This is a genomic window from Streptomyces sp. NPDC101393, from assembly GCF_044767385.1.
GTDB lineage: Bacteria > Actinomycetota > Actinomycetes > Streptomycetales > Streptomycetaceae > Streptomyces.
On the sequence record NZ_JBIWNU010000013.1, the window covers coordinates 23,590 to 35,800 of the forward strand.

Here is a 12,211-nt window from a genome sequence, read left to right on the forward strand (position 1 = left end):
ACTGCTCTTAACGAGGGCCGTACCCCGCTGATGGCGGGCAACTGGAAGATGAACCTCAACCACCTCGAGGCCATCGCGCACGTCCAGAAGCTCGCCTTCGCGCTCGCCGACAAGGACTTCGAGGCGGTGGAGGTCGCGGTGCTGCCGCCCTTCACCGACCTGCGGTCGGTGCAGACGCTGGTCGACGGCGACAAGCTCAAGATCAAGTACGGCGCCCAGGACATCTCGGCGCAGGACTCCGGTGCCTACACCGGCGAGATCTCCGGCCAGATGCTCTCCAAGCTCAAGTGCGCCTTCGTGGCCATCGGGCACAGCGAGCGCCGCCAGTACCACGGCGAGAACGAAGAGATCTGCAACGCCAAGGTCAAGGCCGCGTTCAAGCACGGCATCACCCCGATCCTGTGCGTCGGCGAGGGCCTGGACGTCCGCAAGGCCGGCAACCAGGTCGCGCACACCCTCGCCCAGCTCGACGGCGGTCTCGACGGCGTCCCGGCCGAGCAGGCCGAGACCATCGTGATCGCCTACGAGCCGGTGTGGGCCATCGGCACCGGCGAGGTCGCCACCCCCGAGGACGCGCAGGAGGTCTGCGGAGCCATCCGCGGCCGTCTCGCCGAGCTCTACAGCCAGGAGCTGGCCGACAAGGTCCGCATCCAGTACGGCGGCTCGGTCAAGTCCGGCAACGTCGCGGCGATCATGGCGCAGCCGGATGTCGACGGCGCCCTGATCGGCGGCGCGGCACTGGACGCGGACGAGTTCGTCAAGATCGTCCGCTTCCGCGACCAGTAGGAGCTATGACGACGGGCCCGGCCCGTCGTACCCTGTCGGGGCCGGGTCCGGCGTCCAGCGCGCCGCCCGGCCCCGCAATATTTCGATCTCGTGTTGTGGCACCGTCACCCCAGGTGACGGAGTCATCGTTCCGTCCGTCAGTCCTAGAGAGTTGGTCCAGCCGTGGTCATCGGGTTCTCGATCGCCCTCATCGTCTTCAGCCTGCTGCTGATGATGCTGGTGCTCATGCACAAGGGGAAGGGCGGCGGCCTGTCCGACATGTTCGGTGGCGGCATGCAGTCCTCGGTCGGCGGCTCCTCGGTCGCCGAGCGGAACCTCGACCGCATCACCATCGTGATCGGTCTGCTGTGGTTCGCCTGCATTGTCGTCCTCGGTGTCCTGATGAAACTCGGTAACTGACATACCGTCGGAGGCGCGGCCTATCATGAGGGCGGCGTCCTTGGACGGGTAACTCCTGTCACTGGACGCGCGTTGGGCCTTACGTAGACTGGAGCGCCCGCAGCGCAGCTGCTGTGAGATGCACTGCAGCACCATTACGCAGGGAGTTACGACCGTGGCAAGTGGCAACGCGATCCGAGGAAGTCGGGTCGGGGCGGGGCCGATGGGGGAGGCCGAGCGCGGCGAGTCCGCGCCGCGGACCCGCATCTCCTTCTGGTGCTCCAACGGGCACGAGACGGTACCCAGCTTCGCCGGCGATGCGCAGGTTCCGGACACCTGGGACTGCCCGCGCTGTGGTTTTCCGGCCGGCAAGGACCGGGACAGCCCGCCGGCCCCGCCGCGCACCGAGCCGTACAAGACCCACCTTGCCTACGTCCGGGAGCGCCGTAGCGACGCCGACGGCGAGGCGATTCTCGCCGAGGCGCTCGCCAAGCTGCGCGGCGAGATCTGACGGACCCGCAGACGCGATGACCGGCCCGGCCGGAGGGTGAGATGTCCCCTCCGGCCGGGCCGGTCGCGTCCGTGTGCGCCGCGGTCGGACATCCGCCCGTCATCTGCCCGACAGCCCTTCGTCCCAGAGCGGACAGACACCTCATACCGCGCTCTGATCAATTAGGTTGGAGGGTGGCGGGGCCGGTACGAGACAGAGAAGGCTGATGTCCGAGATGAACGCAGAAGGCCGCAGCAGGCTCGACCAGATGCCTGAGTGGAGCGCGCTGAACAAGCACCGGGAGCAGCTGGGGGAGGTGCGGCTGCGCGAGCTGTTCGCGAAGGATCCGTCCCGCGCCGAGCGCTACACCCTCCAGGTCGGCGACCTCCACCTGGACTACTCCAAGCACCTGGTCACCGACGACACCCTGCGACTGCTGCGCGAGCTGGCCGAGGCCACCGGCGTCGGCGCCCTGCGGGACGCGATGTTCCGCGGCGAGAAGATCAACATCACCGAGGGGCGTTCGGTGCTGCACACCGCACTGCGCGCGCCCCACTCGGCGGTCGTCAAGAGCGACGGGGAGAATGTCGTCCCCGGAGTGCACTCCGTCCTGACGAAGATGGCCACCTTCTCCGACCGGGTCCGCTCCGGCGACTGGAAGGGCCACACCGGCAAGCGCATCAAGACGGTCGTCAACATCGGTATCGGCGGCTCCGACCTGGGCCCGGCGATGGCGTACGAGGCGCTGCGCGCCTTCAGCCACCGCGATATGCAGTTCCGCTTCGTCTCCAACGTCGACGGCGCCGACCTGCACGAGGCACTGCGCGACCTGGACCCGGCCGAGACGCTCTTCATCATCGCCTCGAAGACCTTCACCACCATCGAGACGATCACCAACGCCACCTCGGCCCGCGACTGGCTGCTGACCGGCCTGGGAGCCGGGTCCGACGCCGTCGCCCAGCACTTCGTGGCGCTGTCGACGAACGCCGAGAAGGTCGCGGAGTTCGGCATCAACACGGACAACATGTTCGAGTTCTGGGACTGGGTCGGCGGCCGCTACTCCTTCGACTCCGCGATCGGCCTGTCGCTGATGATCGCGATCGGCCAGGAGCACTTCCGCGAGATGCTGGCCGGCTTCCACCTCGTCGACGAGCACTTCCGCGCCGCCCCGCCGGAGGAGAATGCCCCCCTGCTGCTGGGCCTGCTCGGCGTCTGGTACGGCAACTTCTTCGACGCCCAGTCGCACGCCGTACTGCCCTACAGCCACTACCTCTCCAAGTTCACCGCCTACCTCCAGCAGCTCGACATGGAGTCCAACGGCAAGTCCGTGGACCGGGACGGCAATCCGGTGGGCTGGCAGACCGGCCCGGTCGTGTGGGGCACGCCCGGCACCAACGGCCAGCACGCCTATTACCAACTGCTCCACCAGGGCACGAAGATGATCCCGGCCGACTTCATCGGCTTCGCCCGGCCGGTCGACGATCTGCAGCCGGGGCTGGTCGCCCAGCACGACCTGCTGATGGCCAATCTCTTCGCGCAGGGCCAGGCGCTGGCCTTCGGCAAGACGCCCGAGGAGGTGCGGGCCGAGGGCGTGGCCGAGGAACTGGTGCCGCACAAGACCTTCCAGGGCAACCACCCCACCACGACGATCCTCGCCGAGGAGCTCAGCCCGTCCGTGCTGGGCCAGTTGATCGCCCTGTACGAGCACAAGGTGTTCGTCCAGGGCGCGGTGTGGAACATCGACTCCTTCGACCAGTGGGGCGTGGAGCTCGGCAAGGTCCTCGCCAAGCGTGTGGAGCCCGCGCTGACGGACGGCGCCGAGGTGCCGGGGCTGGATGCCTCGACGGCCGGCCTGGTCGCCAAGTACCGCGAGCTGCGCGGGCGTTGAGCGAGGCCAGGCGCTGCGGCGGCTGGCACCCGGACAACGGCAGCGGCCCCGCCCTCCCGAAGGAGGACGGGGCCGCTGCCGTTCAGCAGTTCAGCCGTTCACGCCGACGCCGGCGGATACAGGTCGCGCGGCAGTTGTGATGCCGCCGCCTCGTCCAGCAGCCACAGCGTCCGGCGGCGGCCCTTGGCGCCCGCCGCCGGGGCCTGCACCTCACCCGCGCCGGAGAGCGCGATGGCCGCGGCACCCGCCTTGTCCTCGCCGGCCGCCAGCAGCCAGACCTCACGCGCCGCGCGGATCGCGGGCAGCGTCAGCGAGACGCGGGTGGGCGGCGGCTTGGGCGCGCCGTGCACACCGATCACCATCCGCTCGCCCTCGCGCACGCCGGGCTGCTCGGGGAAGAGCGAGGCGACATGAGTGTCGGGGCCGACGCCGAGCAGCAGCACGTCGAAGGCCGGTACCGGGCCGTGGTCCTCGGGTCCCGCGGCGGCGGCCAGCTCGACCGCGTACGCCTCGGCGGCGGCGTCCGCGTTGTTGCCGTACGTGCCGCCCGCCGGGGCCATCGGGTGCACCCGGGCCGGATCCAGCGGGACGCTGTCCAGCAGCACCTCGCGGGCCTGGGTGTGGTTGCGCTCCGGGTCGCCGTCCGGCAGGAACCGCTCGTCGCCCCACCACAGGTCCAGGCGCGACCAGTCGACCGCGTCCCGGGCGGGCGCCTCGGCGAGGGCCGCGAGCAGCCCGTTGCCGTTGCGGCCGCCGGTCAGGACGACGGAGGCGAAGCCGCGGGCTGCCTGCGCGTCCACGATCTTGGTGATCAGCCGGGCCGCCGCGGCCTTCGCCATCAGCTCCTTGTCGCGGTGGACGACCACCTGCGGAGCACTCACTTGGACGCTGCCTTCTTGGCGGGCGCCTTCTTCGCCGCGGGCTTGGCCGGGGTGCTCTCCTCGGCGGCGGGCTCACCGGGGCCCTGCGTCGCCCCGGCGGGCTCACCGAGCCGGTCCACGCCGAACTTCAGCGCGGCGGCGTAGGTGTCGTCCGGATCGAGCCGGCGCAGTTCCTCGGCGAGCAGCTCGGAGGTCTCCCGCCGCTTGAGCGCCACCGCGCGGTCCGGCTGGGCGCGCATGGAGAGCGTGGCGAGCGAGCCGTCCGGGCGGTCCAGCACGATCGTGCCGCTGCTGGACTCCATGCGGACCGCCGTCAGACCGGGACCGGCCGACACCGTGCGCTTGACGGGGACGTTCAGCCGGCCGGCGAGCCACATGGCGAGCAGCTCGCAGCTGGGGTTGAACTCCTCGCCCTCGACCTCGGCCGAGGTGACCGTGCAGGGGACCTGGTCCAGCGCCGCCGCGAGCATCGAGCGCCACGGGGTGATGCGGGTCCAGGACAGGTCGGTGTCACCGGGGGTGTAGTTGTCCGCGCGGCCGGACAGCTCCTGGATGGGCTGCTCGGAGGCGTACGCGTCCGTGACACGGCGCTGGGCCAGCGCGCCCAGCGGGTCCTTGGCGGGGTCCAGCGGGCCGTTCACGGCCCACCAGACCACGACGGGGGCGTCCGGCAGCAGCAGCGGCAGCACCACGGACTGGGCGTGGTTGATCGCCTCGCCGTAGAGCCGCAGCACCACCGTCTCGCCGGTGCCCGCGTCCGCGCCGACCCGGACCTCGGCGTCCAGGCGGGCCTTGGCGCGGTCGCGTGGCGACCGGCTGACCCGCTTGATGACGACCAGGGTGCGCGAGGGGTGCTCGCGGGAGGCCTCGTTGGCCGCCTTCAGGGCGTCGTAGGCGTTCTCCTCGTCGGTGACGATGACGAGGGTGAGCACCATGCCGACGGCGGGGGTGCCGACGGCGCGACGGCCCTGGACCAGCGCCTTGTTGATTTTGCTGGCCGTGGTTTCCGTCAGATCGATCTTCATGGCCGACGCCAGCTCCGTCCGTCTCGTGCGAGCATTTCGTCCGCCTCGGCCGGGCCCCAGGTGCCCGCCGGATACTGCGCGGGCTTGCCGTTCCGGTCCCAGTACTCCTCGATCGGGTCGAGGATGCGCCAGGACTGCTCGACCTCTTCCAGTCGCGGGAAGAGGTTGGCGTCCCCGAGGAGGACGTCGAGGATCAGCCGCTCGTAGGCCTCGGGGCTGGACTCCGTGAAGGACTCGCCGTACGCGAAGTCCATCGAGACGTCCCGGACCTCCATCGAGGTGCCCGGCACCTTGGAGCCGAACCTGACGGTCACGCCCTCGTCCGGCTGCACCCGGATGACCAGGGCGTTCTGCCCCAGCTCCTCGGTGGCGGTGTGGTCGAAGGGGGAGTGCGGAGCGCGCTGGAAGACCACCGCGATCTCCGTGACCCGGCGGCCGAGGCGCTTGCCGGTGCGCAGGTAGAAGGGGACGCCGGCCCAACGGCGGTTGTCCACCTGGAGTTTGACGGCGGCGTAGGTGTCGGTCTTCGACTTGGGGTCGATGCCCTCTTCCTGCAGATAGCCGACGGCCTTCTCGCCGCCCTGCCATCCGGCCGCGTACTGTGCGCGCACCGTCGACTTGCCGAGGTCTGCCGGCAGCCTGACGGCGCCCAGCACCTTGGTCTTCTCCGCGACCAGCGCGTCGGCGTCGAAGGAGGCGGGCTCCTCCATCGCGGTCAGCGCGAGCAGCTGGAGGAGGTGGTTCTGGATGACGTCGCGTGCGGCGCCGATGCCGTCGTAGTAGCCGGCCCGGCCGCCGATGCCGATGTCCTCGGCCATCGTGATCTGGACGTGGTCGACATAACTGCGGTTCCACAGCGGCTCGAACATCGTGTTGGCGAACCGCAGCGCCATGATGTTCTGGACCGTCTCCTTGCCCAGGTAGTGGTCGATCCGGAAGACCTCGTGGGGCGGGAAGACCTCGTGGACGACCTTGTTGAGCTCCTGCGCGCTCTCCAGGTTGTGGCCGAAGGGCTTCTCGATGACCGCGCGGCGCCAGGAGTCCTCCTTCTGGTCGGCCAGCCCGTGCTTCTTGAGCTGCTGGACGACCTTGGGGAAGAACTTGGGAGGTACGGAGAGGTAGAAGGCGAAGTTGCCGCCGGTGCCCTGGGCCTTGTCGAGCTCGTTGATCGTGTCCTTGAGCGTCTCGAAGGCGTCGTCGTCGTCGAAGTTGCCCTGGACGAAGCGGCAGCCCTGGACGAGCTGCTGCCAGACCTCCTCGCGGAAGGGTGTACGGGAGTGCTGTTTGACCGCCTCGTACACCTCCTGCGCGAAGTCCTCGTTCTCCCACTCGCGGCGGGCGAATCCGATGAGCGAGAAACCCGGCGGAAGCAGACCGCGGTTGGCCAGGTCATAGACGGCAGGCATCAGCTTTTTACGGGACAAATCGCCCGTGACGCCAAAGATGACAAGGCCGGACGGCCCCGCGATACGCGGGAGCCGCCGGTCCTGTGCGTCACGCAGCGGATTGCTGCTGGACAAGTTGGTCAGCCCTCCGAAGGAGCGAGGCGCTTGAGCTCTGCCTCAGTCGACTTGAGCAGGTCGTTCCAGGCCGCCTCGAACTTGTCGACGCCCTCGTCCTCCAAGAGCTGCACGACGTCGTCGTACGAGATCCCGGCCTTGGCGAGCGCCTCCAGGTCGGCCTTGGCCTGCGCGTACCCGCCGCGCACGGTGTCACCCGTGATCTGGCCGTGGTCGGCGGTGGCCTCCAGAGTGGCCTCCGGCATGGTGTTGACCGTGCCGGGCGCGACCAGCTCGTCGACGTACAGCGTGTCCTTGTAGGCCGGGTCCTTGACACCGGTCGAGGCCCACAGCGGACGCTGCCTGTTGGCGTGTGCGCGGTCCAGCGCGGCCCAGCGGTCCGAGGAGAAGACCTCCTCGAACGCCTCGTAGGCGAGCCGGGCGTTGGCCAGCGCGGCCTTGCCCTTGAGCGCCTTGGCCTCGTCCGTGCCGATCTTCTCCAGGCGCTTGTCGATCTCGCTGTCCACACGGGAGACGAAGAACGAGGCGACGGAGTGGATCTGCGAGAGGTCCAGGCCGGCGGCCTTGGCCTTCTCCAGGCCCGCGAGGTAGGCGTCCATGACCTCGCGGTAGCGCTCCAGCGAGAAGATCAGCGTGACGTTGACGCTGATGCCCTTGCCGATGACCTCGGTGATCGCCGGCAGACCGGCCTTGGTCGCCGGGATCTTGATCAGGGTGTTGGGACGGTCCACCAGCCAGGCCAGCTGCTTGGCCTCGGCGATCGTCGGCGCGGTGTGGTGCGCCAGGCGCGGGTCGACCTCGATGGAGACCCGGCCGTCCTGGCCGCCGGTGGCGTCGAAGACCGGCCGCAGGATGTCGGCGGCGTCGCGGACGTCCGCCGTCGTGATCATGCGGATGGCTTCCTCGACGGTGACCTTGCGGGCGGCGAGGTCGGCGACCTGCTGGTCGTAGCCGTGGCCGTCCGAGATCGCCTTCTGGAAGATCGACGGGTTCGTCGTGACGCCGACGACGTGCTGCTGGTCGATCAGCTCGGCGAGGTTGCCGGACGTGATGCGCTGTCGCGACAGGTCGTCCAGCCAGATCGCGACGCCTTCATCGGAGAGGCGCTTGAGTGCGTCTGTCATGGGTTTTGCATCTCCTACTTGTCGTATACGGGCGTCAGCGCTGGGCGGCTTCGAGCGATTCCCGGGCAGCGGCCGCGACCGCGTCGGCGGTGAAGCCGAACTCGCGGAAGAGGACCTTGGCGTCGGCCGAGGCACCGAAGTGCTCCAGCGACACGATGCGCCCGGCGTCACCGACGAAGCGGTGCCAGGTCAGACCGATGCCGGCTTCGACGGCGACACGGGCCTTGACGGACGGGGGAAGCACGCTGTCCCGGTACGCCTGGTCCTGCGCGTCGAACCACTCGACACAGGGCATCGAGACGACCCGGGTCGGGACGCCGGCGGCCTGCAGCTGCTCACGCGCCTCGACGGCGAGCTGGACCTCGGAGCCGGTGCCGATCAGCAGGACCTCGGGCTCGGCGCTCTTCCCGTCGGGGCCCGCGGCCTCGAACAGGACGTAACCGCCCTTGGCCGCCTCCCCGTTGGCCTCGTACGTGGGCACACCCTGGCGGGTCAGCGCGAGACCGTGCGGGGCCCCCACGCCGAACTCCTTGGTGTAGCGCTTGAGGATCTCGCGCCACGCGATGGCGGTCTCGTTGGCGTCGGCCGGGCGCACGACGTTGAGGCCCGGGATGGCGCGCAGCGAGGCGAGGTGCTCGACCGGCTGGTGGGTCGGGCCGTCCTCGCCCAGACCGATGGAGTCGTGCGTCCACACGTACGTCACCGGCAGGTGCATCAGTGCGGACAGCCGGACGGCGTTGCGCATGTAGTCGGAGAACACCAGGAAGGTGCCGCCGTAGATGCGGGTGTTGCCGTGCAGCGCGATGCCGTTCATCTCCGCGGCCATGGAGTGCTCGCGGATGCCGTAGTGGATCGTGCGGCCGTACGGGTGGGCGCCCGGCAGCGGGTTGCCCTTCGGCAGGAACGACGAGGTCTTGTCGATCGTGGTGTTGTTCGAACCGGCGAGGTCGGCGGAGCCGCCCCACAGCTCGGGGATGACCGCGCCGAGGGACTGCAGCACCTTGCCGGAGGCGGCGCGGGTGGCGACGGCCTTGCCGGTCTCGAAGGACGGCAGCTTGTCCTGCCAGCCCTCGGGCAGCTCGCCCGCGGCGATCCGGTCGAACTCCGCGGCCCGCTCGGGGTTGGCGGTCCGCCAGGCGGCGAACGACTTCTCCCACTCGGCCTTGGCCTCACGGCCGCGGTCGAGGGCGGCGCGGGTGTGCGCGAAGACCTCGTCGGAGACCTCGAAGGACTGCTCCGGGTCGAAGCCCAGCACGCGCTTGGTCGCGGCGACCTCGTCGTCGCCGAGCGCCGAGCCGTGCGCCGCCTCGGTGTTCTGGGCGTTCGGGGCGGGCCAGGCGATGATCGAGCGGGCCGCGATGAACGACGGGCGCTCGGTCTCGGCCTTGGCGGCCTGCAGGGCCTTGGCCAGACCGGCCGGGTCCAGGTCGCCGTTGGGCAGCTGCTCGACCCGCTGGACGTGCCAGCCGTAGGCCTCGTAGCGCTTGAGGGTGTCCTCGGAGACCGCGGTCTCGGTGTCGCCCTCGATGGAGATGTGGTTGTCGTCCCACAGCAGGACGAGGTTGCCGAGCTTCTGGTGACCGGCCATCGAGGACGCCTCGGCGGAGATGCCCTCCTGGAGGCAGCCGTCGCCGGCGATGACCCAGATGGTGTGGTCGAAGGGCGAGGTGCCGGGAGCCGCCTCGGGGTCGAACAGGCCACGCTCGAAGCGGGCTGCCATGGCCATGCCCACGGCGTTGGCGACACCCTGGCCCAGCGGGCCGGTGGTGGTCTCCACGCCGGTGGTGTGGCCGTACTCCGGGTGGCCGGGGGTCTTCGAACCCCAGGTGCGGAAGGCCTTGAGGTCATCCAGCTCCAGGCCGTAGCCGGCGAGGTAGAGCTGGATGTACAGGGTCAGGCTGGAGTGGCCGGCGGAGAGCACGAACCGGTCGCGGCCGGTCCATTCGGCGTCCGCGGGGTCGTGCCGCATGAGCTTCTGGAAGAGAAGGTAGGCGGCCGGTGCCAGGCTCATGGCCGTACCGGGATGGCCGTTACCGACCTTCTGCACGGAATCCATGGCCAGGACACGGACGGTATCCACGGCCCGCTGGTCCAGTTCGGTCCACTCGAGATCTGTGGTGGTCGGCTTGGTGCTCACCCTGAGTCAGGGCTCCTCTCCACATGTCGAATGCCGGGGACGGTATGTCCGCCAGGCGGTGTCGAGCCTACCCCCGCAAGGGCGTGCGTCTTTTCGACGCTCAGTCGAAGTTTTCGGCGCTCAGGCGGCGACCCGTCACGGCGACAGCTCGATGCTCCGGGCAACCAAATCGGGACATCAGGCATTCCCGGCCAGGATGTGACGCCACACGACCAGACTGCCGGGCGCGGTGCGCGTTCGCCTCTTGAACGGCGGGCGAACGGTGGGCGAAAGCCGGCGCCCCGGTGCCGGGCCGCCGCCGGATGCACGCCCTGACGGGCGGTCGGCGCTGCCCGGTCCCCGCGCCCAACACGACCCCACCCCCGCGAAGATCGCTGTATCCGCAACGTCTAAAGTGGCGTGGTAAGTGCAAGCCTTTACCGGGTCATCACGGACGGCGGAGCTTGCTGGCCTTATCTCTGCGGCGGAAGCCGCAGATGTTACTTCCAGGGGTGTGCGTGACGGCCGTCGAATCCCGTCCTGCGGGGGCGCTCTCTCGGGTCCCCGGGAGTCCCGATGGTCCTGGCGACCGGCCGTTCGGGGCCCGGGTCAAGGCATTCGTGGCGCTGACCAAGCCACGGGTCATCGAATTGCTGCTGATGACCACGGTCCCGGTGATGTTCCTTGCGGCCGGAGGGGTTCCCGACCTGTGGCTGGTGCTCGCCACCTGCGTCGGCGGATACCTCTCCGCCGGCGGCGCCGCGGCCTTCAACATGTACATCGACCGCGACATCGACGCCCTCATGGACCGCACCTCGCAGCGGCCGGTGGTCACGGGCATGGTCTCGCCGCGCGAATGCCTGGTCTTCGCCAGCGTGCTCGCGGTCGGCTCCACCGCCTGGTTCTGGTTCCTGGTCAACCCCCTGTCGGCGATGCTGTCGCTCGGCGCGCTGCTTTTCTATGTCGTCGTTTACACGATGATTCTCAAGCGGCGCACCACGCAGAACATCGTCTGGGGCGGAATCGCCGGCTGCCTTCCGGTCTTCATCGGCTGGTCCGCCGTCACGAATTCGCTTTCCTGGGCAGCGGTGATCCTCTTCCTCGTCATCTTCTTCTGGACGCCGCCGCATTACTGGCCGCTGTCCATGAAGGTCAAGGACGACTACGAGCGGGTCGGTGTGCCGATGCTGCCGGCCGTCGCGGGCAACAAGGTCGTCGCCCGGCAGATCGTCGCCTACAGCTGGGCGATGGTCGGGGTCTCGCTGCTGCTCCAGCCGCTGGGCTACACCGGCTGGTTCTACACCGTCGTGGCGGTGCTCTGCGGTGCCTTCTGGCTCAAGGAGGCGCACGGCCTCCAGTCCCGTGCCAAGTCCGGCATCACCGGCGCCAAGCTCAAGGAGATGCGGCTGTTCCACTGGTCCATCACCTACGTCTCGCTGCTTTTCGTCGCCGTCGCCGTGGACCCCTTCCTCCGTTAGCACCCGTCCCCCCGTCCCCACTTCCGCGCGCGGATGTGGGGACCGCCACCCCCGCAACCGCCTTACCGGCGGGTAGCATGCGGGCATGGCAGACACCCAGCAGGCGGACGAGCAGGTGGAGACGGCGGCCGACGCGAAGGCGACGCGGGCCGGCAAGCGGGCCGGCCGGCGCACGGCCAGGCTCGCCAAGGAGATCCGCGCCTTCGCCGACTCGCACGGCGGCAGCGCCGAGGGTCAGCTCGCCCACATAGGCCGTGGCCGCACCCGCATCGCCCTCGTGGGCGCCAACGGCGAGTGGGGAAACCTCGTCGCCGACAGCTTCGGCTCCGCCGAGGACGCCGTGGAAGCGGCGGGCGTCGCACTCCAGGACGATTTCGACGGCGACCTCGCCGCCAAGGTCCGTACGGGCCCCTACGAGTGGTCCCGGATGGCAGGCATCCAGGTCGGCGGCCCGGCCAACAGCTGAGGCCCCCGCGCGGCCGGACCCGGCGCCGCGCGCCGGGGCGCACGCCGGATCCGCGCCCG

Annotated in this window: 11 protein-coding genes; 6 read left to right on the forward strand and 5 right to left on the reverse strand. The window is 69.7% G+C overall.

What is annotated here, in order from left to right:
- Nucleotides 1–30: 30 nt before the first annotated feature.
- The 4 genes from tpiA to pgi all read left to right on the forward strand — a co-directional run bounded on the left by tpiA (nucleotide 31) and on the right by pgi (nucleotide 3,542).
- Complete coding sequence (gene tpiA, locus ACIRQ7_RS33095; RefSeq protein ID WP_401479135.1) at nucleotides 31–786, forward strand: triose-phosphate isomerase; 756 nt, start codon at nucleotides 31–33, stop codon at nucleotides 784–786.
- Nucleotides 787–948: 162 nt separating this feature from the next.
- Complete coding sequence (gene secG, locus ACIRQ7_RS33100) at nucleotides 949–1,185, forward strand: preprotein translocase subunit SecG (protein ID WP_128508572.1); 237 nt, start codon at nucleotides 949–951, stop codon at nucleotides 1,183–1,185.
- A gap of 154 nt (nucleotides 1,186–1,339) precedes the next feature.
- Complete coding sequence (locus tag ACIRQ7_RS33105) at nucleotides 1,340–1,675, forward strand: RNA polymerase-binding protein RbpA (protein ID WP_401478920.1); 336 nt, start codon at nucleotides 1,340–1,342, stop codon at nucleotides 1,673–1,675.
- Nucleotides 1,676–1,889: 214 nt separating this feature from the next.
- A complete protein-coding gene (gene pgi, locus ACIRQ7_RS33110) occupies nucleotides 1,890–3,542 on the forward strand; it encodes a glucose-6-phosphate isomerase (RefSeq protein ID WP_404266358.1) in 1,653 nt (550 codons plus the stop codon).
- A gap of 98 nt (nucleotides 3,543–3,640) precedes the next feature.
- On the opposite strand, the gene pgl is transcribed toward pgi, so the two are convergent.
- From pgl to tkt, 5 genes are read right to left on the reverse strand one after another with little or no spacing between them, the layout of a single operon-like run.
- The gene (pgl, locus tag ACIRQ7_RS33115; protein ID WP_404266282.1) at nucleotides 3,641–4,423 is read right to left on the reverse strand and encodes a 6-phosphogluconolactonase; all 783 of its coding nucleotides are present in this window, start codon (nucleotides 4,421–4,423) and stop codon (nucleotides 3,641–3,643) included.
- Nucleotides 4,420–5,448, reverse strand: a complete 1,029-nt coding sequence (opcA, locus tag ACIRQ7_RS33120) for a glucose-6-phosphate dehydrogenase assembly protein OpcA (protein WP_404266283.1) — start codon at nucleotides 5,446–5,448, stop codon at nucleotides 4,420–4,422. The genes pgl and opcA overlap by 4 nt, the downstream gene beginning before the upstream one ends.
- The gene (gene zwf, locus ACIRQ7_RS33125; RefSeq protein WP_404266284.1) at nucleotides 5,445–6,968 is read right to left on the reverse strand and encodes a glucose-6-phosphate dehydrogenase; all 1,524 of its coding nucleotides are present in this window, start codon (nucleotides 6,966–6,968) and stop codon (nucleotides 5,445–5,447) included. Before zwf ends, opcA begins: the two co-directional genes overlap by 4 nt.
- A gap of 5 nt (nucleotides 6,969–6,973) precedes the next feature.
- Nucleotides 6,974–8,092, reverse strand: coding sequence for a transaldolase (tal, locus tag ACIRQ7_RS33130; RefSeq protein WP_401478908.1), 1,119 nt, complete (start codon nucleotides 8,090–8,092; stop codon nucleotides 6,974–6,976).
- 34 nt (nucleotides 8,093–8,126) lie between these two features.
- Complete coding sequence (gene tkt, locus ACIRQ7_RS33135; protein ID WP_404266285.1) at nucleotides 8,127–10,229, reverse strand: transketolase; 2,103 nt, start codon at nucleotides 10,227–10,229, stop codon at nucleotides 8,127–8,129.
- Between the two features lie 497 nt (nucleotides 10,230–10,726).
- Here tkt and ACIRQ7_RS33140 point away from each other — a divergent pair, with 497 nt between their 5' ends.
- Both ACIRQ7_RS33140 and ACIRQ7_RS33145 read left to right on the forward strand, forming a co-directional pair.
- Nucleotides 10,727–11,686: a heme o synthase gene (locus tag ACIRQ7_RS33140; RefSeq protein ID WP_404266286.1), complete on the forward strand. Its 960-nt coding sequence runs from the start codon at nucleotides 10,727–10,729 to the stop codon at nucleotides 11,684–11,686.
- Nucleotides 11,687–11,771: 85 nt separating this feature from the next.
- Nucleotides 11,772–12,152: a hypothetical protein gene (locus ACIRQ7_RS33145; RefSeq protein ID WP_404266287.1), complete on the forward strand. Its 381-nt coding sequence runs from the start codon at nucleotides 11,772–11,774 to the stop codon at nucleotides 12,150–12,152.
- Nucleotides 12,153–12,211 lie beyond the last annotated feature (59 nt).

Excerpts from the sequence above, each read along its gene's own strand:
- tpiA (WP_401479135.1), top strand. The coding sequence starts at position 31 with ATGGCGGGCAACTGGAAGATGAACCTCAACCACCTCGAGGCCATCGCG.
- pgi (WP_404266358.1), top strand. The coding sequence starts at position 1,890 with ATGAACGCAGAAGGCCGCAGCAGGCTCGACCAGATGCCTGAGTGGAGC.
- opcA (WP_404266283.1), bottom strand. The coding sequence starts at position 5,448 with ATGAAGATCGATCTGACGGAAACCACGGCCAGCAAAATCAACAAGGCG.
- tal (WP_401478908.1), bottom strand. The coding sequence starts at position 8,092 with ATGACAGACGCACTCAAGCGCCTCTCCGATGAAGGCGTCGCGATCTGG.
- ACIRQ7_RS33145 (WP_404266287.1), top strand. The coding sequence starts at position 11,772 with ATGGCAGACACCCAGCAGGCGGACGAGCAGGTGGAGACGGCGGCCGAC.